The sequence below is a fragment of the Algirhabdus cladophorae genome (assembly GCF_044772865.1).
Lineage (GTDB): Bacteria > Pseudomonadota > Alphaproteobacteria > Rhodobacterales > Rhodobacteraceae > Algirhabdus > Algirhabdus cladophorae.
This window is the reverse complement of the sequence record NZ_CP173029.1, coordinates 3,478,917-3,499,717: the sequence shown is the minus strand read 5'-3', so window position 1 is coordinate 3,499,717 and position 20,801 is coordinate 3,478,917. Positions and strand designations below refer to the sequence as shown.

At 49.5% G+C, this 20,801-nt stretch carries 22 protein-coding genes; 11 read left to right on the top strand and 11 right to left on the bottom strand.

The genetic code is table 11. The features are described 5' to 3' along the window. Window positions 1–90 precede the first annotated feature (90 nt). Entirely contained in the window at window positions 91–648 is a 558-nt protein-coding gene (msrA, locus tag ACIRQ6_RS17000; protein ID WP_420863928.1) for a peptide-methionine (S)-S-oxide reductase MsrA, read from the top strand. On the opposite strand, the gene ACIRQ6_RS16995 is transcribed toward msrA, so the two are convergent. Continuing rightward, the gene (locus ACIRQ6_RS16995) at window positions 645–1,514 is read right to left on the bottom strand and encodes a ribokinase (protein WP_420861799.1); all 870 of its coding nucleotides are present in this window, start codon (window positions 1,512–1,514) and stop codon (window positions 645–647) included. The genes msrA and ACIRQ6_RS16995 overlap by 4 nt on opposite strands. 100 nt (window positions 1,515–1,614) lie before the next feature. Here ACIRQ6_RS16995 and mutS point away from each other — a divergent pair, with 100 nt between their 5' ends. After that, on the top strand, window positions 1,615–4,236 hold the full coding sequence (gene mutS, locus ACIRQ6_RS16990) for a DNA mismatch repair protein MutS (RefSeq protein ID WP_420863927.1): 2,622 nt from the start codon (window positions 1,615–1,617) through the stop codon (window positions 4,234–4,236). Here the strand turns inward: mutS and ACIRQ6_RS16985 are convergent. Both ACIRQ6_RS16985 and hrcA read right to left on the bottom strand, forming a co-directional pair. Next, window positions 4,233–4,796 (bottom strand): nucleotide exchange factor GrpE, encoded by a 564-nt coding sequence (locus ACIRQ6_RS16985; protein ID WP_420861798.1) that lies wholly within the window; start codon window positions 4,794–4,796, stop codon window positions 4,233–4,235. The genes mutS and ACIRQ6_RS16985 overlap by 4 nt on opposite strands. A 2-nt stretch (window positions 4,797–4,798) precedes the next feature. Beyond that, on the bottom strand, window positions 4,799–5,839 hold the full coding sequence (hrcA, locus tag ACIRQ6_RS16980) for a heat-inducible transcriptional repressor HrcA (protein WP_420861797.1): 1,041 nt from the start codon (window positions 5,837–5,839) through the stop codon (window positions 4,799–4,801). Window positions 5,840–5,986: 147 nt separating this feature from the next. On the opposite strand from hrcA, the gene rph reads away from it, so the two are divergent. Genes rph through hemW form a run of 3 tightly spaced genes read left to right on the top strand, consistent with a single transcriptional unit; the run spans window position 5,987 to window position 8,469 of the window. Beyond that, complete coding sequence (gene rph, locus ACIRQ6_RS16975) at window positions 5,987–6,703, top strand: ribonuclease PH (RefSeq protein WP_420861796.1); 717 nt, start codon at window positions 5,987–5,989, stop codon at window positions 6,701–6,703. Continuing rightward, window positions 6,696–7,304 (top strand): RdgB/HAM1 family non-canonical purine NTP pyrophosphatase, encoded by a 609-nt coding sequence (gene rdgB / locus ACIRQ6_RS16970; protein WP_420861795.1) that lies wholly within the window; start codon window positions 6,696–6,698, stop codon window positions 7,302–7,304. Before rph ends, rdgB begins: the two co-directional genes overlap by 8 nt. 1 nt (window position 7,305) lies before the next feature. Beyond that, window positions 7,306–8,469: a radical SAM family heme chaperone HemW gene (gene hemW / locus ACIRQ6_RS16965; RefSeq protein WP_420861794.1), complete on the top strand. Its 1,164-nt coding sequence runs from the start codon at window positions 7,306–7,308 to the stop codon at window positions 8,467–8,469. On the opposite strand, the gene ACIRQ6_RS16960 is transcribed toward hemW, so the two are convergent. From ACIRQ6_RS16960 to rho, 6 genes are read right to left on the bottom strand one after another with little or no spacing between them, the layout of a single operon-like run. Further along, window positions 8,466–9,359 carry a ParB/RepB/Spo0J family partition protein gene (locus ACIRQ6_RS16960; protein WP_420861793.1) on the bottom strand — a complete coding sequence of 298 codons (894 nt, stop codon included), beginning with the start codon at window positions 9,357–9,359 and terminating at the stop codon, window positions 8,466–8,468. The genes hemW and ACIRQ6_RS16960 overlap by 4 nt on opposite strands. Then, the gene (locus tag ACIRQ6_RS16955) at window positions 9,360–10,157 is read right to left on the bottom strand and encodes a ParA family protein (RefSeq protein WP_420861792.1); all 798 of its coding nucleotides are present in this window, start codon (window positions 10,155–10,157) and stop codon (window positions 9,360–9,362) included. Next, entirely contained in the window at window positions 10,150–10,770 is a 621-nt protein-coding gene (rsmG, locus tag ACIRQ6_RS16950; protein WP_420861791.1) for a 16S rRNA (guanine(527)-N(7))-methyltransferase RsmG, read from the bottom strand. Before rsmG ends, ACIRQ6_RS16955 begins: the two co-directional genes overlap by 8 nt. Continuing rightward, window positions 10,770–12,632 carry a tRNA uridine-5-carboxymethylaminomethyl(34) synthesis enzyme MnmG gene (mnmG, locus tag ACIRQ6_RS16945; protein WP_420861790.1) on the bottom strand — a complete coding sequence of 621 codons (1,863 nt, stop codon included), beginning with the start codon at window positions 12,630–12,632 and terminating at the stop codon, window positions 10,770–10,772. The genes rsmG and mnmG overlap by 1 nt, the downstream gene beginning before the upstream one ends. A gap of 12 nt (window positions 12,633–12,644) precedes the next feature. Further along, window positions 12,645–13,949 (bottom strand): tRNA uridine-5-carboxymethylaminomethyl(34) synthesis GTPase MnmE, encoded by a 1,305-nt coding sequence (gene mnmE / locus ACIRQ6_RS16940; protein ID WP_420861789.1) that lies wholly within the window; start codon window positions 13,947–13,949, stop codon window positions 12,645–12,647. 18 nt (window positions 13,950–13,967) lie between these two features. Beyond that, a complete protein-coding gene (gene rho, locus ACIRQ6_RS16935) occupies window positions 13,968–15,239 on the bottom strand; it encodes a transcription termination factor Rho (protein WP_420861788.1) in 1,272 nt (423 codons plus the stop codon). 456 nt (window positions 15,240–15,695) lie between these two features. Between rho and ACIRQ6_RS16930 the strand changes: the two genes are divergently transcribed. From ACIRQ6_RS16930 to dnaQ, 4 genes are read left to right on the top strand one after another with little or no spacing between them, the layout of a single operon-like run. After that, entirely contained in the window at window positions 15,696–16,298 is a 603-nt protein-coding gene (locus ACIRQ6_RS16930) for a Maf family protein (protein ID WP_420861787.1), read from the top strand. After that, entirely contained in the window at window positions 16,298–17,128 is an 831-nt protein-coding gene (locus ACIRQ6_RS16925) for a shikimate dehydrogenase (RefSeq protein ID WP_420861786.1), read from the top strand. Before ACIRQ6_RS16930 ends, ACIRQ6_RS16925 begins: the two co-directional genes overlap by 1 nt. Then, on the top strand, window positions 17,125–17,715 hold the full coding sequence (gene coaE, locus ACIRQ6_RS16920; protein WP_420861785.1) for a dephospho-CoA kinase: 591 nt from the start codon (window positions 17,125–17,127) through the stop codon (window positions 17,713–17,715). The genes ACIRQ6_RS16925 and coaE overlap by 4 nt, the downstream gene beginning before the upstream one ends. Beyond that, the gene (gene dnaQ, locus ACIRQ6_RS16915) at window positions 17,708–18,400 is read left to right on the top strand and encodes a DNA polymerase III subunit epsilon (protein WP_420861784.1); all 693 of its coding nucleotides are present in this window, start codon (window positions 17,708–17,710) and stop codon (window positions 18,398–18,400) included. Before coaE ends, dnaQ begins: the two co-directional genes overlap by 8 nt. On the opposite strand, the gene secB is transcribed toward dnaQ, so the two are convergent. Both secB and ACIRQ6_RS16905 read right to left on the bottom strand, forming a co-directional pair. Beyond that, window positions 18,397–18,900 carry a protein-export chaperone SecB gene (gene secB / locus ACIRQ6_RS16910; protein WP_420861783.1) on the bottom strand — a complete coding sequence of 168 codons (504 nt, stop codon included), beginning with the start codon at window positions 18,898–18,900 and terminating at the stop codon, window positions 18,397–18,399. The two genes, dnaQ and secB, sit on opposite strands and share 4 nt — an antisense overlap. A gap of 55 nt (window positions 18,901–18,955) precedes the next feature. After that, window positions 18,956–19,432, bottom strand: a complete 477-nt coding sequence (locus ACIRQ6_RS16905; protein WP_420861782.1) for an FxsA family protein — start codon at window positions 19,430–19,432, stop codon at window positions 18,956–18,958. Between the two features lie 108 nt (window positions 19,433–19,540). On the opposite strand from ACIRQ6_RS16905, the gene ACIRQ6_RS16900 reads away from it, so the two are divergent. Then, window positions 19,541–20,203 carry a Tim44/TimA family putative adaptor protein gene (locus ACIRQ6_RS16900; RefSeq protein ID WP_420861781.1) on the top strand — a complete coding sequence of 221 codons (663 nt, stop codon included), beginning with the start codon at window positions 19,541–19,543 and terminating at the stop codon, window positions 20,201–20,203. Window positions 20,204–20,216: 13 nt separating this feature from the next. After that, window positions 20,217–20,801, top strand: coding sequence for a Smr/MutS family protein (locus ACIRQ6_RS16895; RefSeq protein ID WP_420861779.1), 585 nt, complete (start codon window positions 20,217–20,219; stop codon window positions 20,799–20,801).

Genomic DNA, 20,801 nt, shown 5'->3' with positions numbered 1-20,801 from the left:
ACCATCACCCGTGCCCTTGGCATCACGGCGATAACTGCCATCGGTATTTTATCGCAAACAACAAACGCGCAAGCTTTGGATCGTCAAACGATGGTTGTGGCAGGTGGATGTTTCTGGTGCGTTGAAGCTGATTTCGAGAAAGTCCCAGGCGTCATTAAGGCCGAGTCGGGATTTGCAGGTGGATCAACAAAGAACCCCACTTATAAGCAAGTGACCAAAGGCGGGACTGGCCACTACGAGGCAGTCAAAATCACATATGACGCAGACAAGGTGTCGTATGACACGCTGCTTTCCTTGTTCTTCCGATCTGTTGATCCCACAGACGCAGGTGGCCAGTTTTGCGATCGCGGCGAAAGCTATCGCACAGCTATCTTTGCCAAAGGATCCCAAAAGGCCGCCGCACAACAGGCTAAAGCAGAGGCACAATCTGCACTGGGTCGGAAAATTGTGACTCCAATTCTACCGTCAGCAAAATTCTACAAAGCCGCATCCAACCACCAAGACTACTACAAGGGCAGCAAATTGGTGGTCACGCGTTTTGGACCAAAACGTCAGTCCGAAGCCTACAAAGCCTACCGGAAAGCATGCGGTCGCGACGCAAAAGTAAAACAGCTGTGGGGCAGTGCCGCACCCTTTGTTGGCGGCTAAAGACGCGCATCTACTTCGGCTCGTGTGGGGATCGCTGATGCGGTCCCCTTTCGCGATACCATGATAGCAGCCGCCACCGACCCAAGACGCATGGCTTCATCAGGCGGTAATCCTTCGGCCAGTCCAGAAACCACGTAACCGATAAAAGTATCCCCTGCGCCCGTGGTATCAACGACCTCCGCATTCATCGCTGGTGTCGCTTTGCTGACTTTTGATTTGATATCTATCCAGTCTGCGCCCTCTGCTCCCTTAGTAATGATAGCAGTTGAGACTGGCAGGTCGAATTCCCCAATGCCAAGCGCATCGGACAATTGTTGTCTCTCAACGGTGTTCACTACAAGGATATCTACAAAGGGCAGCACAGCTTCAACCGCAGTTGCAGAAAAAGGGGCTGCTGAATAGACAACCGTAGCACCCACATCATATGCGATCTGAGCTGCGAGGAGCTGATAATTTGTTTCATTTTGGAGCATCAGAAAATCACTGTCTTTGATATTCTTGAGGCTCTGTTTTATCATGTCTTGATCCTGTTGCACGTTGGCCCCTTGCAACAAAACGATCGCATTTTCGCCAGCCTCATCCACTGAAACAATCGCGTGCCCTGTCGGATGATCGACACCGGCAATTGCAGATGTGTCCAACCCTAGGTTTTGAAGCCGTTCGCGCATGTCACGATCATCTTTTCCGATTGCACCAATGTGCACCAAATCCGCGCCAGCACGGGTTGCCGCCACGGACTGATTCAACCCTTTGCCCCCTAACATTTCGATGAACTCTTGGGCTGCAATGGTTTCGCCTGCTTGGGGCAAGCGTTGCATTTGATAGATCAGGTCGCGATTGATCGAACCTAAGTTATAGATAGTCATGGTTGCCCCCATTGCTTTGCCCCAGTATCAATTCGGAACGGTTCTGTTGCAACCGACATGAAACTCACGGGGGATCTGCGACGTGTCCGGAACAACACCGATGATGGCCCAGTACTTGGGCATCAAAGAACAGTATCCCGACGCATTGCTGTTCTACCGGATGGGCGATTTCTACGAATTGTTCTTTGACGACGCAGCACAGGCGGCAGCAGCGTTGGACATCGCCCTGACAAAGCGCGGCAAACATGACGGCGAAGAAATACCCATGTGTGGGGTCCCGTTCCACGCCGCCGAGACATACCTACAAGCGCTTATCAAAAAGGGGTTCCGCGTCGCCGTAGCCGAGCAAATGGAAAGCCCCGCCGAGGCGAAAAAACGCGGAGGGAAAGCCGTTGTTAAGCGGGATGTTGTGCGTTTGGTCACGCCCGGCACATTGACCGAAGATGCTTTGCTAAATGCACGAGAACACAATTTTTTGGCATCCTATGCATGTATTCGTGAGGCTGGCGCAATTGCTTGGGTCGACATCTCGACCGGCGATGTGTCCGTCATTCCCTGCACCGAGCAAAACCTACTGCATGAGCTAGCACGACTAAACCCTTCCGAGATTGTTATATCCCAAAAACAAGAAGAGATGTTTTTATCCACGCCTGAATTGGCTGGTCTAAACTTCAGCCCGCTATCCGGTGCAAGCTTTGATAGTACTGCTGCTACCCAGCGCATCCAATCCGTGTACGGCGTGGCAACGTTGGACGGTTTCGGTGAGTTTTCTAGCGTCGAGATGGCCAGCATTGGCGCACTGCTGGCCTATCTGGACATTACTCAAAAAGGGAAGCTTCCTCTTTTGAAGGTGCCGCGCCGCTTTGACTTATCGCAAGTAATGCAGATCGACCCAGCGACACGGAAGAACCTTGAGATCACCACAAGCTTGAATGGTTCAAAAAGTGGCAGCCTACTGCATGCTATTGATCGCACAGTCACCGCCGGAGGTGCGCGATTGTTTGCCCAACGCATCTCTGCACCATCCCGTGATTTAGATCAGATTCAGGGTAGGTTAGACACTGTTTCGACTATAGCCGGCACGCCCATTTTATCCGAGGATATTCGTGTCATCCTTAAACAAATTTCAGATATGACACGTGCACTGTCGCGCCTGTCTTTGGACCGTGGTGGCCCACGTGACCTTAAAGCGCTGCAATCAGGGTTAAACGGCGCCCAACAGATATTTGATGTAACTAAGGATGTTGATTTTCCTCAAGATACCAAGTTGCTGCGGGATGCCTTGGTGGGTCATCAAACCATTCTGAACCAATTAGAGACGACGCTGGACGATGAGGTTCCTTTACTCGCCCGCGACGGTGGTTTCATCCGGTCCGGATTTGACCCAGCGTTGGATGAGTTTCGAAAGCTACGGGATGACGGAAAAACAGTTATCGCAGGATTACAATCCGACTATGCAAAACTGACTGAAGTCGCTGCATTAAAGATAAAGCACAACAACGTGCTAGGTTACTTTATTGAAACGACCGCGCTGCATGCAGAAAAAATGCTATCTGCACCGCTGTCCAACACGTTTATTCATCGGCAAACCACCGCCAATGCTGTGCGCTTTACAACGGTTGAGCTTTCTGAGCTAGAAACCAAAATCCTGAATGCTGGTGGATCCGCGATCGAAAGCGAGTTGCGGCACTATACAGCCTTAAAAGACTCTGTTTTGGAAAATTATGACGCCCTCAGCAATGTTGCAAACACCTTGGCTGAGATGGATGTTTTTTGCGCTGTAGCTGAGGTATCTGCAGAACAAAATTGGTGCAAACCCGTCCTAAAGCCCGACACGAGTTTTGACATCAAAGGTGGACGCCATCCAGTTGTTGAAATTGCTTTGTCGAAACAAGGAAAGACCCAATTTATCGCCAATGACTGTATGCTGTCCGCTAATGGTAAAGACGGTGATATCTGGTTGCTAACGGGTCCAAACATGGCCGGTAAATCTACATACCTCCGGCAAAACGCATTGATTGCTATTTTGGCGCAAGCTGGCATGTTTGTCCCTGCGGACGCAGCCACTATTGGCGTAGTGTCCCAACTTTTCTCTCGGGTCGGTGCATCAGATGATCTGGCGCAGGGGCGATCGACTTTCATGGTTGAAATGGTGGAAACCGCTGCGATCCTGAACCAAGCAGATGAACGAGCCCTAGTAATTTTAGACGAAATAGGCCGCGGAACTGCAACATACGATGGTCTTTCGATTGCGTGGGCCACTTTGGAACATTTGCACGACGTCAACAGATGTCGGGGACTGTTTGCAACCCACTACCACGAGATGACGGGTTTATCCGATAAGCTAGAGCGCGTTGATAATGCGACAGTAGCCGTCAAAGAATGGGACGGGGAAGTTATCTTTTTGCACGAGGTTCGAAAAGGCGCGGCAGACAGATCCTACGGTGTGCAAGTCGCACAATTGGCAGGTCTGCCAACAGCAGTTGTAAATCGGGCCCGCGATGTTTTGGAAGTTTTGGAAAAAGGCGAGCGCGAAGGCGGCGTTAAACCAAACCAGCTGATTGATGATCTACCACTGTTTTCTGCCACACCTGCGCCCACGCCTAAACCTGTACAAGAAAGTGAGATCGAAAAGCGCCTCGATGACATCTATCCAGATGACTTAACTGCGAAAGAAGCGCTTGATCTTTTGTATGAGCTGAAGCAGCTTAGACGCCCTTAACCGGGGTTGGACGATACGCCAACTTGGGCCGCACGCAGCAATCGGTCGTGCAACAAAAACCCTTCAGCCATCACCTGAATGATATCACCTGCCGATGTGTTTGGAACAGGGGCCTCAAACATTGCCTCATGTTGATTGGGATCGAATTTATCCCCAACAGCCGGCGCGATGACTTTGATACCGTGTTTGCCATAGACACTTAGCAATTCGCGCATGGTCAATTCGATTCCTTCGATCAAGGCTGACGATACCGCGCGCTGTTCGTCCGTGGCTGTATCCATGGCGCGTTTCATGTTGTCGTAAACAGACAGCAGGTCGCGGGCCAGTTTCGAGCCACCATAGTTTTCGGCCTCACGACGGTCGCGGTCAGACCGCTTGCGCGCGTTTTCTGCATCAGCAAGGGCGCGCATGAACTTATCCTTGAGATCATCACGTTCAGCACGCAATTCATCCAATTCCAGTTCCTCTTCCGAGAAATCAACGTCTTGCTCTTCGTCGAGTTCTGCCTCGATATCCACAAGATCGTCCAGAAATTCCGGTTCGCCTTTACGATCAGCCATTTTTACCTCTCATCACGGTCAGAGATCACCTTACCCACCAATTGGGCTGTGTAATCCACAATAGGGACGATACGTCCATAATTCAGTCGGGTGGGGCCGATCACACCGACGACCCCAATTATCTTTCGATCAGAGTTCATATAAGGAGAAACCACCAAAGAGGAACCCGAAAGTGAAAAGAGTTTGTTTTCAGAACCAATAAAAATGCGCACACCTTCGCCTTGCTCGGCTAATTCAAGGAAATCTGCGATGTCACGCTTGCGTTCGAGGTCATCAAACAGGGATTTGATCCGATCAAGATCCTCCGCACTGGCGTCTTGATCTAACAGATTCGACCGTCCTCGCACGATGAGACGTTCATGCCGTTCACCTTCGTTTTCCCAAATCGCGATACCGCTTTCCACACATGCCTTAGCCAAATCATCCAGAGTTTGCCGATGGGTCGCTATCTCCTGCGCGATAATCCCAGAAAGTTCCGTTAGGGTGCGGCCCTCTGCAAAAGAGTTCAAGAAATTAGCAGCCTCTCGCAGCGAAGACGGGGTTTGGCCTATGGGCGGATGAAAAACTCGATTCTCCACTTGGCCATTGGCGAAAACCAAAACAACCAACGCACGGTCAGGTGCAAGGGATACGAATTCAATATGCTTGACCGGTGCTTCTTGTTTTGGCGTCAGAACAAGGCTCGCCCCTTGGGTCACACCAGACAAAGCAGATCCGATACGGTCCAAAGCGGACGGAAGTTCCTGCGTGTTCGAGGTGACCATACTGTCAAGTTTGCGCTGGTCACTTTTTCCAAGATCGGAAACTTCTAACAATCCATCCACGAACATTCGTAGCCCCAACTGGGTCGGTATCCGTCCAGCAGAGGTATGGGGGCTATCAAGAAGCCCCATGTGTTCAAGGTCCTGCATGACATTGCGAATTGTTGCCGGGCTGACAGACTCGGAAAGCGCACGCGTCAAAGTCCGGGAACCAACCGGATCACCACTTTCGATGTATCCTTCCACAAGGCGTTGAAACACCTCGCGAGACCGCGCGCTCATATCCTCGAATTTTGGTGACTCTATTGGCATGACCTGCGGAATATAGGAAGGATCGCACGATAGGTTCAAGGGGCCATTGGGTGCATAAGGGTTGCACTTTGACCGCGCGGGGGACTATCTGACTATGTTGTGTAAAAAGGAATGATCATGCGCCCCTCCTCTCGTGCCCTAGATGAACTACGCCCCGTCGAAATTTTGGTAAACTACAGCAAACATGCAGAAGGATCGTGCTTGATCAAGATGGGCGAAACGCATGTTTTGTGCACCGCGACTCTAGAGGAACGTGTACCGTCATTTCTGCGCAATAGCGGATTGGGCTGGGTCACCGCCGAATACGGGATGCTACCACGTGCTACAAACACGCGGATGAACCGTGAAGCAAAACGCGGTCAATCGGGACGCACGCAAGAAATCCAACGTCTGATCGGCCGAAGCCTACGTGCCGGGGTAGATCGTGTTGCCTTGGGTGAACGTCAAATAACGATCGATTGCGACGTTATTCAGGCTGATGGCGGAACGCGCTGTGCGTCGATCACAGGCGGATGGGTCGCGCTTAAATTGGCCACTCAAAAACTGATCAAGGCGGGCGACATCACCTCTGATCCATTGCTGTCCAACGTTGCCGCTGTCAGCTGTGGGATCTATGCAGGTCAGCCTGTCTTGGACCTGGATTATCCTGAGGATAGCGATGCTGGTGTTGACGGTAATTTTGTCATGAATAGCGACGGTGCATTGATTGAAATCCAAATGTCTGCCGAAGGGTCCGTCTTTAGCCGCGGTCAAATGGACGAGCTAATGGCTTTGGCTGACAAAGGCATTGCTGAGCTGGTGGCCGCCCAAAACGCTGCCGTGGCAAATGCGTAAACTGACTGAAAAGGAACTTGTCTTGGCCTCGCACAATCAAGGCAAGTTAAGAGAGATCGCAAAACTGGTTGAGCCTTTAGGAATAGCTGTAAAAAGTGCTGCGGACTTTGGTTTGACCGAACCGGATGAGACGGAAACCACCTTTGCGGGCAATGCTCGGATCAAGGCCCATTTCGCAGCCTCAGCCACGGGTTTGCCTGCCTTGTCCGATGACAGCGGCATAACTGTAGATGGTTTGGATGGTGCCCCAGGGGTTTACACAGCCGATTGGGCCGAGACGCCAAATGGCCGTGACTTTCCAATGGCCATGAAAAAGGTTTGGGATCAACTGGAAGCAAAGGACGCTGCAAGACCGCGCACGGCCTCCTTTCGTTGTGTGTTATGTGTTGCGTGGCCCGATGGCCACGACGAGGTTTTTGAGGGCAAGGTCGATGGCCACCTCACTTGGCCAATGCGTGGTGAGCTGGGCTTTGGTTTCGATCCAATTTTCATCCCCGAAGGCCACGACATTACGTTTGGCGAAATGGATCCGGACCTTAAACATAGCATTAGTCATCGCGCTGACGCCTTCCAAAAAATGTTAGCAAACTGCTTTGCCTGAGATGCACAGCGAAGAAGCGGGTTTCGGACTGTATGTACACTGGCCTTATTGCGAGGCTAAATGCCCTTACTGCGACTTCAATTCCTTCGTTGAAAAATCCATCGACCACGATGCATGGACACAAGCCTATTTGCTGGAGTTGGAGCGCGCCTATCGCGTTTCGCCCAACGAACCCCTCACATCAATATTCTTTGGCGGTGGTACGCCAAGTTTAATGCGTCCCAAAACGGTTGAGGCTGTGTTGGCAAAGGCAAATTCTCTTTGGGGATTTTCTAACGATGTCGAGATTACGCTTGAGGCCAATCCATCTTCTGTTGAAGCTCAAAAGTTCACAGACTTTCGGCTGGCGGGAATTAACCGTGTTTCCCTCGGTGTACAGTCCCTCGTGGACGCTGATCTGAAGCGCCTTGGTAGATTGCATACTGTAGATGAGGCCCTAACAGCACTGGATATCGCCAATGCCGAATTTGATAGGGTCAGTTTTGATCTAATCTACGGCCGCCAAGACCAAACACTGGGTGCCTGGTCCCATGAGCTAGACCGGGCACTTGAACTGACTTCCGGCCACATCTCTCTCTATCAACTGACAATCGAGCCGAATACTGCGTTTGGTGACCGCTACGCAATTGGGAAACTGTCAGGCCTGCCAAACGAAGATCTGGGCGCTGACATGTATGAATTGGTACAAGACCGTTGCGGTGCAAGGGATCTGATGGCCTATGAAGTTTCCAATCATGCTAAGAAGGGCCACGAAAGTCGCCATAATCTGACCTATTGGCGCTATGGGGACTACGTTGGTATCGGACCTGGCGCACATGGCCGTCTGACAATTTCCCAACAAAAGGTTGCGACTGAGACTATTCTGGCCCCCCAGCTGTGGCTTAAGGCTGCTCTGGATGCGGATACATTAACACATAGCACAACTTGCCTGACAAATTTTGAAGCTGACCAAGAGCGCGCTTTGATGGGGCTGAGATTGAAGGATGGGATCGATACAAAAGACTTTCGGTCCGATCAGGAGACTGTTCTCAACGCACAAAAGTTAAACGAGCTTCAAGTATTAGGGCTCATCGACAAACAAGGATCACGGATCTGTGCAACCCAAGAAGGTCGCCCAGTATTGAATTACATCCTCAGATCAATTCTGGATACCGATGCTACCTAATTCCCTGCAAGAAGCCTGCAAAGGTCGTCTAAACCTTCTAAGCTTTTGTAACTAATTGTTATTTTTCCATTTTCTGCATTTTCACTATGATCAATAACAACACGCATTCCCAGTTGTGCGGTTAGTTCATCTTCCAAAACCTTAGTGTCTGCATCTTTCTGCCGCCGCGTTTGTCCAGCAGACGGGTTAGTCTTTGATGGCTTTTTCGCTTTGGCCAGACTTTCTGCCTGCCGGACTGACAAGCCACCTTTCACAATCTGATGGGCAAGGCTGATTGGATCATCCGCCGTGATCAACGCCCGCGCATGGCCCGCGGTCAGTTGTCCTGATCTAAGATACTCTTTTACGACATCAGGCAACGTGACCAAACGCAATAAATTGGCGACATAGCTTCGGCTTTTTCCCATCGCCGTTGCCAATTCCTGTTGGGTATGACCAAAGGTTTGAACCAGCTGATCGTAAGCCATTGCTTCCTCAAGAGGGTTAAGATCCTGCCTTTGCACGTTCTCAATGATCGCAATCTCAAGAATATCTCGGTCACTGTACTCCCGAACCAAAACGGGCACCTGGTGTAAACTGGCGATCTGTGATGCGCGCCAACGCCGTTCCCCAGCAACAATTTCATACATACCCGATTTGGATTTCGCAGGCCGGACGATGAGTGGTTGAATGACACCATGGGCTTGGATCGATTGAGCCAATTCTTCGAGTTCTTCGGCACTGAAATCCCGTCTTGGCTGATCCGGGTTGGGAGTTACAAGATCTATATCGACTTGTTTTGCACCAGCGCTGGCGGACTGTTGCGTTGTTTCGCTCTGAGGTTCAACATCTGCCATCAATGCAGACAGTCCACGACCTAACCCTCTGGTTTTATTTGGCTTTTTTGACATTTATTGTGTCCTCCACAGGATTGATACTTCTCTCGCAAGCTGATCATACGCGAGACCACCTTTAGACTTGGGATCATATTGATTGATGGGCATTGCAAAGGATGGCGCTTCACTCAGTCGTATATTCCGTGGGATCTTGGTATCAAAAACGAGATCGCCAAGATTGTCCCGTGCATCCGCCTCAACCTGCTGAGACAAGTTATTACGAACGTCGAACATCGTCAGCAACACGCCATCAATTCTTAGATCTTTATTCGCAGTGCTCCGGATATCTCGAACTGTCATCATAAGCTGCGATAGGCCTTCCAAGGCAAAGAATTCCGCCTGTAGAGGAATGATCAAGCTGTCTGATGCAATCAATGCATTCACGGTCAGCAGATTGAGAGACGGCGGGCAATCGATCAACACGACGTCAAACCCAAACTCGGACATTTCAACGTTTCGCAAGCTGTCGTTCAATAAAAAGGACCGTTTTTCATTAGCCACCAACTCGATATCTGCTGAACTGAGATCTGTTGTGGTCGGAATGATCCAAAGATTCTCGAACTCTGTCTCTTTCACCGTCTCTTTCAACGAGGCCTCATCCAATAGCACATCATAGATCGTGAAGTCTCGGTCATCTATACCAACGCCCGTCGATGCATTGCCTTGCGGGTCAATATCTACAATCAAGACCTTCAACCCCAGTGACCCCAACGCCGCAGCAAGGTTGATAGTGGTCGTAGTTTTCCCAACACCACCCTTTTGATTAACAACCGCAACAACGCGAGGCAGCGGAAATGGGCTGGGTTTAGGCATATGAGATTGATCCGATCTTTAAAATTGCTGCATCTGGATCTGTTTTACTTGCATGAGAGACGCAATCAAACCTCCATTTTTGCCGAGCATCCTCTATTTCTATTTGGTAGTTTGCGCCCTTCATGGCGATTAAAGCACCGCTATCGTCAAGTAATGGGTCCGACATTTCCAGTAATTGAGTCAGTGGCGCTAATGCACGGGCCGTTACCAGATCACATCCGATTATATCGGCTACCTCTATTCTTTTGTTTATGACTTCAACGTTTAATCCGATTTCTCGTGAGCACGTTCTAAGAAATTGGGATTTACGGGCGTCACTTTCGATTAGGCTGAAGTCTCCAGTAAAATTTGTAGACTTAAGGGCAATCGCACAAACGATACCAGGGAAACCTCCCCCTGAGCCGATATCAACCCAATGCTTAACTCTATCCACCTGAATATGTTCAAGAATCTGCCATGAATCCCATATATGGCGTGACCATAGATCTTTCTGTGCTTTTGCCGATACTAGGTTTATGCGCGGCGTCCATTTCAGCACAAGATCATGGAAAGCTTGCAGATCATCCAATGTTTCACGTGAAACATTGACCCAGTCGGGTGTCTGCTGATCCATTATGCCGAACGCCTTGAATTGAAGGCCTTCACATTAGCAAGAACCAGAAGCACCGCGGAAGGGGTCATTCCATCTATCTTTGAAAGCTGGGCCAAGTTCTCTGGCTTGAATTGCTGTAGTTTACTCATCAATTCATTTGAAAGACCTTGGATTTGAGAATATTCAAAATCTAGCGGAATTATGGTGCCCTCTTCTTTCCGTAAACGCTCGGCATCCTCGTTTTGACGCTCCAAGTAATTCACATAGATTGCGTCGCGCGCCACCTGAGAAAGTGCGTCCTGTGGCAGCTTGGCGGCGGTGGGGAAAAGTCCGGCAAATACTGCCAAGTCCATCTTGGGAAAGCTCAAAACATCCAACGCTGACCGCTTAACTCCGTCTAACTTTACATTTAACCCAAGTTTCTGGAGTTGAGTTGGTGTTGTAACAATTTCTGATAGATGCCGCTGAACTAAATCTAGGTCTTTGGCCTTTGAACTATAAACTTGCATTCGATTTGCGGAGACCAAACCGTGCTGATAGCCAAACCCAGTCAGTCTTTGGTCCGCATTATCGGCACGCAATGACAGTCTGTATTCAGCGCGCGAGGTAAACATCCGGTAAGGCTCAGTTACACCACGACTGATAAGATCATCAATCAAAACACCGATATACGACGTCGTTCTACTAAAACGAACCTCGTCTTGCCCCAAACTAGCTGCTGCAGCATTTGCGCCAGCCACCAAACCCTGAGCAGCAGCCTCTTCATAACCAGTGGTGCCATTGATTTGACCAGCAAGGTACAAGCCTGGAACCGACTTCACTTCCAATTTGCCATTTAAAGATCGCGGATCAACGTAATCATATTCAACCGCATATCCCAGTTGGAGAATTTCCGCCTTCTCCAACCCGACTATTGACCGCACATACTCGATTTGGACATCTTCCGGCAAAGATGTGGATATGCCATTAGGGTAAATAACATCCGATGTCAGGCTTTCAGGCTCAAGAAAGATCTGATGCGACGTCTTTTCTGCAAACCTAACGACTTTATCCTCAATCGATGGGCAGTACCGCGGGCCAACACCATCGATATGACCGCCATACATAGCCGAGCGATGCAAATTATCGCGGATGACTTTATGTGTTGCCTCATTCGTATGCGTGATCGCGCAAGAAATTTGGCGGGCTTGAGGTGCTTTACTTAGAAAAGAAAAGAGCGCCGGATCATCGTCCCCCGGCTGTTGCTCCAAATTAGCCCAATTAATAGAACTGGCAGACAATCGTGGAGGAGTTCCAGTCTTTAGACGACCCAATGGAAGATCCATCGCCTTAAATTGCTGAGCTAACATTTGGCTTGGCTTATCACCCATTCGACCAGCGTCTTTGCGTTCTTCGCCGACGAAAATCACACCGTTCAGAAAAGTCCCAGTCGTAACGACTGTTGCATCGGCCTCAACCTCACGACCATCAGCCAGAATAACCCCAGAAACCCGATCGCCTTTGAATTTCAGCCCAGCAACTTCTGCAAAAAGAATGGATAGGTTCTGGGTGTTTTGGGCTTCAACGACTGCGTGTTTTCTATATAGGTGCCTGTCGGCCTGCGTTCTCGGTCCTTGAACGGCCGGGCCTTTGCGACGATTGAGCAGTCGAAATTGTATGCCTGCTGCATCTGCCAATCGGCCCATAACACCATCTAATGCATCAATTTCCCGAACCAAATGCCCCTTTCCCAGACCACCGATTGCAGGATTGCAGGACATAACACCAATGTCCGCCTCAGACATTGTGATCAAACAGGTGGCGGCGCCTTTGCGGGCTGACGCAGCTGCAGCCTCCAAACCAGCATGACCTCCACCAACAACAACAACACCAAAATGTTTCACGTGAAACACTCCCTATTTACCAAGGCAAAATGAGGCAAAGACCTCGTCCAAAACATCTTCAACGCCAATGTCACCCACAATTGTTCCCAATTGATCCGACGCGCGTCTCAAGAACTCTGCATATAAGTCTGTTGGCATCACATCAATGTCTTCTTTGATATCTATTCTTTCAAGCTCGATCAGCGCCCTGTTCACCGCCTCAAGATGGCGGGACCGGATCAGTGAGCTCGCGCTGGACGCCATCGTTTCCAACTTATCCGCTATCGCTAACTTCAGATCTTCCACACCCTCACCGGTTTTTGCAGAAATAGACAACACACCAGATCTAGCGCCCTGAACATCAGATTTGGTCCAAACAGCAATATCTGAGGCCTGCTGGTTAACATCCACCGAAAAATCTGAATCAGTTACACCCAAGAATAGTCGGATGTCTGCAGTCTGAGCCACCCGAGTTGCCCGTTCAATCCCTATGGTTTCCAACATATCAGCACCTTCTCGCAAGCCAGCTGTATCAACAAAAGTCACCGCTAAGCCATTGATATCTATATAACTTTCTAGCGTATCCCGCGTCGTGCCCGCAATGTCCGACGTAATCGCGATATCACGACCCGCTAACCTATTGATAAGAGTGGATTTTCCTACATTCGGAGGGCCTATAATAGCAACTGTAAAGCCATCCCTGACACGTTCCGCAAAATGATACCCCTCAGCCTGCTCTTTAAGGCTGCTTTGCACACCCGCTACCAAATCCGTCACCTCAGGCACAACATCCTCGGGCACATCTTCGTCAGCGAAATCAATCGTGGCCTGCAATAGCGCCATGGCCCGGACCAAATCCCGCCGCCACTCCTGTGCCAAACCTCCAAGATGACCTTCGAACACCTGCATAGCCTGCCGTCGCTGAGCGTCTGTTTCAGCCTCTATCAGATCGGCAAGCCCTTCGACCTGAGCTAAATCTAGCTGGCCATTTTCCATCGCTCTACGGGTAAATTCACCAGCCTGTGCAGGACGCAACCCGTCGATTACGGATAACTCACTTAGGACTTTAGCTACGACAGCTGGCGAGCCATGGGTTTGAAACTCTATTGTAGGTTCACCAGTGAAACTAGCGCCTTCAGAAAACCCAAGAACAAGCGCCTGATCAATAGTATTGCCATCCGTGGAAACTAATCTTTGCAGGCTTGGCCTATCCGGGATTTCCTTCAACACCGTGAACTGCTTCGCAGCATCCAACGCCTTCGGGCCAGATACCCGAATAATGGAAACACCTGCCTTACCGCGCGCCGATGCTAGGGCATAAATCGTATCCGCGGGCATGCTAAGCTCATCCCAATTTTAGGTGTTCATTGAATCAAAGAACTCTGAGTTGGATTTGGTTTGCTTCAGTTTTGAAAGCAAAAACTCAATCGCATCTGTTGTACCCATAGGATTCAAAATACGACGCAGCACATAGGTTTTTTGCAAATCAATTTTATCAACCAGCAAATCTTCCTTCCGGGTACCGGATTTCAAGATATCCATTGCCGGGAACACACGTTTATCCGCAACTTTCCGGTCCAGGACAATCTCCGAGTTACCCGTACCTTTGAATTCCTCAAAGATAACCTCATCCATCCGCGATCCAGTGTCGATCAATGCAGTGGCAATAATCGTCAGTGATCCACCTTCTTCTATATTTCGCGCCGCACCAAAGAACCGCTTTGGCCGTTGCAATGCGTTGGCGTCCACACCACCTGTCAGCACCTTACCAGATGAGGGAACCACTGTGTTAAACGCACGACCAAGACGAGTAATCGAATCCAGCAAAATAACCACATCGCGCTTGTGTTCTACCAGACGTTTTGCTTTCTCGATCACCATCTCAGAGACGGCAACGTGACGCGTTGCTGGTTCATCAAAGGTAGAACTTACAACTTCGCCCTTAACCGACCGCTGCATATCAGTGACTTCTTCTGGACGTTCATCAATTAGCAAAACGATGAGGTAACACTCTGGGTGGTTTTTCTCGATGGAATTAGCGATGTTTTGCAAGATTACCGTCTTACCAGTTCGAGGAGGAGCGACGATCAGCGAACGCTGGCCTTTCCCGATGGGAGCGACCAAATCAATTACGCGCGCAGAGCGATCTTTGACAGTTGGATCGTCCACTTCCATTTTCAAACGTTCTTCTGGATAGAGCGGCGTCAGGTTATCAAAGGCCACTTTGTGGCGCGCCTGCTCTGGATCCTCAAAGTTAATTCGAGCGACTTCAGTCATTCCAAAATAGCGCTCGGACTCGTTTGGGGCCCGAATAACCCCCTCAATGGTATCTCCAGTACGAAGTGAGTACTTTCTGATCATCTCGGGAGAGACATAAATATCATCTGGGCCCGGCAAATAGTTTGCCTCAGGGGATCTAAGAAATCCAAATCCGTCTTGCAAAACTTCCAGTACACCATCGCCAGAAATAACCCAGCCGTCCTCTGCGCGCTCCTTAAGGATCGAGAACATCATCTCGCCCTTACGCATCGTTGATGCATTTTCAATCTCAAGATCTTCAGCAACGGATAATAGATCTTTTGGGCTCTTGGCTTTCAGATCGGAAAGGCTGAGGCGAGTTTCAGTCATAGGTGTCCCAACTGCAGACGCAGGTGTTTCTATATAATGGAAAAATACGTGTTCGGACGAACAGTAGCGCTCTTATGGGCAACCTTCGACAAACTGTCAAATGCACCGCCCCTGAACGCTATTATAATAATAAAAATAGAAAGAAAGAATTGATGAGTTTGTAGTGCAGAGAATTTCTGTGGATTACTTTTTATCCCCAGTTTTATCCCCAGCAAAATAAAGTCAAAAACTGAATTACTAAATATTATGATATTAAAATCAAATATTTAAGTATAACTCTCTCTCGAAATTACACCCAATACCGGCGCATCAGAGTTATCCTTTATCCTTTTCCACAACCGGATTAAAATCTTACAAAAGTGTTAAAGTTAACGAAAACTCCTTTAACCAAACTTAAGAGTAATAATTTGTTCATACTCACTTAACGCATCCCGTAGATATCCACAGAAATTACCCATGACATATCCCCTTGTTTTAGCTTCAGGTTCATCAATTCGGGCAAAAATGCTCGAAAATGCGGGTCTCAGATTCGAAATAGCCCCCGTAAAAATAGACGAATCGTCCATAAAAGCATCTCTGCAATCCGAAGATGCACATCCCCGCGATATTGCAGATACGCTAGCAGAACTCAAAGCTCAAAAAGCAGCGCAGAAACATGTGGGGGACGCTTTGGTTCTGGGCTGTGATCAGGTTTTGGAACATCAAGGACAACTCCTGTCTAAACCTAAAACGCCTCAGGATGCGATTGATCAACTGAAAAAGATGTCTGGTGGAATGCATACATTATATTCTTCGGCAGTTTTGTATCGCGATCTCAAGCCCATTTGGCGCAAGACCAATGTAGCTCAAATGTACGTGCGACAGCTTTCCGAGGATTTCGTTGAAAACTATGTAGCGGAAAACTGGTCCGAAATTCAGTACTGCGTTGGATGTTACCAAATTGAAAATCAGGGTGTTCAACTGTTTTCTCAGATTAAAGGGGATCACTTTACAATAATGGGACTGCCCCTTTTGGATCTTCTAGGGTATCTGAGAACAACTGGATGGATGAATACCTAATGAATGCTTCGATACCTTTGGCAGCTGTTCTAGGCACCTCAACCGAGGTCAGCAAATCCCCTCGGTTGTTTCAGTATTGGATGCGGGAATATGGGCTGTTGGGCCACTATATACCGATTAATGTTGAAAAGGCGCGTTTGGAACAGACCTTGCGAACGTTGCCCGAACTTGGGTTTGTGGGCGTTAATGTCACCGTTCCTCATAAAGAACTCGCTCTAGAGATTGCGGATATCGTGACGGATCGTGCGGCGATTATAGGTGCGGCGAATACACTAATTTTTCGCACAGATGGAAAAATCCATGCAGATAACACCGACGGGTACGGGTTCACTCAAAACTTGGTCCAAGGGGCGCCAGATTTTGATTTCACTGCCGGTCCAGCAGTTGTTTTAGGCGCAGGTGGTGCAAGTCGCGCAGTAATTGCGGCCTTGCTAGAAATGGGTGTTCCAAAGATCTTTCTATCCAACCGAACGCGTCACCGGGCCGAAACACTTCGCACTGTTTTTGGGGCGCGCATTGAAGTTGTTGAATGGGTCACTGTTGGGAACTTTTTGGAACAATCGAATGTTGTGGTGAATACGACCTCCCTTGGGATGAAGGGCAAAACCCCCTTACGCGTGCCTTTGGATGGATTGCGTCCGGGAACGTTGGTCACTGATATCGTTTATACGCCGTTAGAAACTGATCTTTTGAAAACTGCACGCCAAGTAGGATGTCCAACAGTGGACGGCGTGGGTATGTTATTGCATCAGGCTGTGCCAGGGTTTGAGCGGTGGTTTGGACACCGTCCAGAGGTTACCGAGGACGTTCGACAGGTCATATTGGCATGAGCTTTGTCATTGGTCTCACGGGGTCGATCGGCATGGGAAAGTCGACAACGGCCCAGATCTTTCGCGATGAAGGGATCCCTGTGTGGGACGCAGATGCAGCTGTCGACGATATTTATGGTCCCAATGGTGAGGCTGTTGCACCCTTGGCTTTGCTGGATCCCGAATTGATTGGCAGCGGGGCGGTCTCAAAGACTGCCCTAAAGGCAAGAATCGCAGAAGACCCTGAATTTCTAACTCAGCTGGAACATATCGTGCATCCGTTAGTTGCCAAACACCGGCAGGAATTTCTTGCACGGGTCCAAGCGGAAGTGATCGTTTTGGATGTTCCTTTGCTTTTTGAAACCGGACTTGACGCATCAGTTGATGCGACGATTTGCGTTAGCATTGATGCGCCCACCCAACGGCGGCGTGTGATGGCCCGTGCGACGATGACCGAGACCGAATTTGATCTGATCCTGTCAAAACAAATGAGTGACGCGGAAAAACGTAGCCGTGCTGATTATGTTGTCATCACAGACACCCTGTCCTCGGCGTACCGGCAGGTTACCAAAATTCTACAAGATATAAGGGCCAACCAGCATGCGTGAACTTGTTCTTGATACAGAAACAACGGGATTCGAACCTAATGAAGGCGACCGCATTGTTGAAATTGGCGCGGTTGAACTGTGGAACCATGTACCAACGGGCAAGACCTACCATCAATACATAAACCCACAGCGTGACATGCCGAATGCCGCGTTTGAGGTGCATGGGTTATCCAATGAATTTTTGGCTGACAAGCCGGTCTTTGCGGATATCGCACAGGCCTTTGTTGATTTTGTCCAAGATGACAAAATGATCATTCACAATGCCAGTTTTGACATGAAGTTCCTGAATGCAGAACTAGGCTGGTTGAACCGCAAGCTACTACCGATGGATCAGGCCTTGGACACTTTGGCGATTGCGCGTCGGAAATTTCCGGGCTCGCCAGCGTCCCTTGATGCGCTTTGTCGTCGATTTGGTATCGATAACTCGAACCGTGTTCTTCACGGCGCCCTTTTGGATTCCGAGATCCTTGCAGAGGTCTACTTAGAACTTATTGGCGGGCGTCAGCCTGACTTTGGTCTCGGTCAACAAGCAACACAGACCACAGGTACGCAGCAAACGGATACATGGCGTCCCAGACCCAGACCCGAGGCGTTACCGCCGCGTTTGACTGAAAAAGAAACCGCCGCCCATGCCATGTTTGTAGAGGCGTTGGGCGACGGTGCTATCTGGAAAAAGCTGACTTAGGACTTTGGTGCAGCCGCGGCTTCTGCTTCGGCGCGACGAGTCATTTCTGACCGGTAGAGCTGCATAAAGTCGATGGTTTCCAAGTTTAGGGGTGGGAAGCCGCCATCGCGTGTGATGTCGCTGACGATCCGGCGCAGGAATGGGAAAAGCATCCGCGGGCATTCGATCAGCAGGAACGGATGCATTTGCTCGTCTGGAACGTTCTCGATGTGGAAAATACCAGCATATTCGATTTCCAGCAGGAACAGTGTGTCGTCCTTGTCTTTGGCCTTGGATGTCACGTTCAGTTTGATCACGACTTCGAACTGGTGATCTACCGTGCGCTTTTTCGCATCCAAGTTTACTTGGACCTGAACGTCTGGCTGAACTTCGCCAGAGACACCTTTTTGAGACAGAATATTCTCAAAAGACATGTCACGGATATATTGCGCCAAAACTTGCATTTTGACCTGCGGTGCGGCTGTTGTTTCCGCGGCCGCTGCTGTTTCTTTCTCAGCCATTCTAATGGACTCCCTAAATGTTTTGTTGGCCCTTTATCAGGTCACATGCTGGGCCTCAATGCTTAGTCCATTTTGAAGGCGTATTTGATTGGTTTGGGTCGTCTACAACTTCAGAAAACTCGCCATCGATGATCCCGTCGTCATAAGATCTTGGTCTCCGGCTCTGGGCACTGCCAAATCCCTGAACTTTGATCTTTGTGCGGGCATAGCGATACAAGGCATGCCGCACAGGCGGTATAAGCAGAGAAAACCCAACAGCGTCTGTAAAAAATCCAGGTGTCAGCAACAGAGCACCTGAAAATAGGATCATAGCACCGTGCGCTATGGGTTCTGTTGGGTCCTGTAGGCTGGAAATGGACTGCTTCATTTGGGCAATCGCCAGCAATCCCTGATTTCTGACCAACCAACTCCCCAGCATCGCTGTTAAGATAACGATTCCAAGAGTTGGCCACAGGCCTAAAAAGCCACCCAATTGGATGAAAAGGGCGATTTCAATCAAGGGAATGCCCACAAACAGTGCAAGTAACCACATATCAAACCTTTCTTATCATCCTTAGGGGGTAGTGGACTTGACCCCAGACGTGACCTACATAAGTGCGGTAGGCGTCATTTTCCATGGCGTTTGTTTTTGAGGTATCGAATGAGCTCTGCTGTGATCCAACTTCTTGTCCTTGCCGGTGTGGCGATTTTTCTGATTTTGCGCTTGCGCAGTGTTTTGGGAACCCGTGAAGGTTTCGAAAAACCACCCGCGCCACAGGAGGCGCCATCGTCCCGTTCTAAACGGCCAAACCTTGAAGTGATTGAAGGCGGTCCAGATGAGGACATCACAGATCACGTTCCAGATGGCAGTGATCAGGCAGTGGCTTTGGCCGCCATGAAATCCATCGATCCAACATTCAGCGTAAATGAATTTCTGGGTGGGGCGCGTGGTGCCTATGAGATGATTTTGATGGCATTTGAAAATGGTGATCTTGCGTCGATCAAACCGTTTTTGTCGGATGACGTATATGAAAGCTTTGCGTCGGTCGTCGATGCCCGCGAAGAGCAAGGCCTGTCTATCGAAGCAAACTTTATTGGTGTGCGTGAAATGTCGCTCAATGATGCAACGTTTGACCCAGCGACCAAAGAGGGCGAAGTAACCGTTCGCTTTGTTGGTGAATTAACGTCTGTTGTTCACGATAATGCGGGTGAAATCGTTGAAGGCAGCCCAACGGAAATCAAACGTCAGAAAGACAACTGGACGTTTGCACGGGTTATGGATGCGGACGATCCCAACTGGCAGCTTGTTGCCACTGGTGAATAAAGCGTGTTGAGGAATGGCGCGCAAGAAACGCAGGACGCTCACTTCTGAGGAGCAAGACCTTTGGAACAAGGTCGTAGGTCGTGCAGAGCCGCTGGAACGGCAAAATCTCACTCAGGTTTTCCAACCTGAAACCATTCCAGCGCCACATTCCAGATCAATTCAGCCCTTTTCTATTGGGACAAAAGCCAAGCCAGAAAAGGGTGGTTTGGACCTCAAGCCGACGTTGATCAAACAACTTGCAGCCCAAACGATCCAAATGGACAAAAAATCCTTTGGCAATCTCAAGCGCGGGAAATTGAAGCCGGAAGGCAGGATTGATCTGCACGGTATGACCCTGTCCCAAGCGCATCCTGCTTTGGTCGATTTCATTCTTTTAGCTTTTGCAGATCAAAAACGGTTGGTCTTGGTGATTACTGGTAAGGGCAAAGATAAACCCAGTCTTGACCTGATGCCGGTTCAACGCGGGATTTTGCGCCATCAAGTGCCTCAATGGCTGAACATGGCGCCGCTGCGATCATGTATTTTGCAAGTGACCCAAGCCCACATTCGCCATGGGGGCGAAGGGGCCTATTACGTCTACCTCAAACGCAGAAAATAG

What these genes read in the sequence shown, in the direction of transcription:
- msrA (WP_420863928.1), top strand. Translation starts at nt 91, where the DNA reads ATGGTTGTGGCAGGTGGATGTTTCTGGTGCGTTGAAGCTGATTTCGAG.
- ACIRQ6_RS16995 (WP_420861799.1), bottom strand. Translation starts at nt 1,514, where the DNA reads ATGACTATCTATAACTTAGGTTCGATCAATCGCGACCTGATCTATCAA.
- mutS (WP_420863927.1), top strand. Translation starts at nt 1,615, where the DNA reads ATGATGGCCCAGTACTTGGGCATCAAAGAACAGTATCCCGACGCATTG.
- ACIRQ6_RS16985 (WP_420861798.1), bottom strand. Translation starts at nt 4,796, where the DNA reads ATGGCTGATCGTAAAGGCGAACCGGAATTTCTGGACGATCTTGTGGAT.
- hrcA (WP_420861797.1), bottom strand. Translation starts at nt 5,839, where the DNA reads ATGAGCGCGCGGTCTCGCGAGGTGTTTCAACGCCTTGTGGAAGGATAC.
- rph (WP_420861796.1), top strand. Translation starts at nt 5,987, where the DNA reads ATGCGCCCCTCCTCTCGTGCCCTAGATGAACTACGCCCCGTCGAAATT.
- rdgB (WP_420861795.1), top strand. Translation starts at nt 6,696, where the DNA reads ATGCGTAAACTGACTGAAAAGGAACTTGTCTTGGCCTCGCACAATCAA.
- hemW (WP_420861794.1), top strand. Translation starts at nt 7,306, where the DNA reads ATGCACAGCGAAGAAGCGGGTTTCGGACTGTATGTACACTGGCCTTAT.
- ACIRQ6_RS16960 (WP_420861793.1), bottom strand. Translation starts at nt 9,359, where the DNA reads ATGTCAAAAAAGCCAAATAAAACCAGAGGGTTAGGTCGTGGACTGTCT.
- ACIRQ6_RS16955 (WP_420861792.1), bottom strand. Translation starts at nt 10,157, where the DNA reads ATGCCTAAACCCAGCCCATTTCCGCTGCCTCGCGTTGTTGCGGTTGTT.
- rsmG (WP_420861791.1), bottom strand. Translation starts at nt 10,770, where the DNA reads ATGGATCAGCAGACACCCGACTGGGTCAATGTTTCACGTGAAACATTG.
- mnmE (WP_420861789.1), bottom strand. Translation starts at nt 13,949, where the DNA reads ATGCCCGCGGATACGATTTATGCCCTAGCATCGGCGCGCGGTAAGGCA.
- rho (WP_420861788.1), bottom strand. Translation starts at nt 15,239, where the DNA reads ATGACTGAAACTCGCCTCAGCCTTTCCGATCTGAAAGCCAAGAGCCCA.
- ACIRQ6_RS16930 (WP_420861787.1), top strand. Translation starts at nt 15,696, where the DNA reads ATGACATATCCCCTTGTTTTAGCTTCAGGTTCATCAATTCGGGCAAAA.
- ACIRQ6_RS16925 (WP_420861786.1), top strand. Translation starts at nt 16,298, where the DNA reads ATGAATGCTTCGATACCTTTGGCAGCTGTTCTAGGCACCTCAACCGAG.
- coaE (WP_420861785.1), top strand. Translation starts at nt 17,125, where the DNA reads ATGAGCTTTGTCATTGGTCTCACGGGGTCGATCGGCATGGGAAAGTCG.
- dnaQ (WP_420861784.1), top strand. Translation starts at nt 17,708, where the DNA reads ATGCGTGAACTTGTTCTTGATACAGAAACAACGGGATTCGAACCTAAT.
- secB (WP_420861783.1), bottom strand. Translation starts at nt 18,900, where the DNA reads ATGGCTGAGAAAGAAACAGCAGCGGCCGCGGAAACAACAGCCGCACCG.
- ACIRQ6_RS16905 (WP_420861782.1), bottom strand. Translation starts at nt 19,432, where the DNA reads ATGTGGTTACTTGCACTGTTTGTGGGCATTCCCTTGATTGAAATCGCC.
- ACIRQ6_RS16900 (WP_420861781.1), top strand. Translation starts at nt 19,541, where the DNA reads ATGAGCTCTGCTGTGATCCAACTTCTTGTCCTTGCCGGTGTGGCGATT.
- ACIRQ6_RS16895 (WP_420861779.1), top strand. Translation starts at nt 20,217, where the DNA reads ATGGCGCGCAAGAAACGCAGGACGCTCACTTCTGAGGAGCAAGACCTT.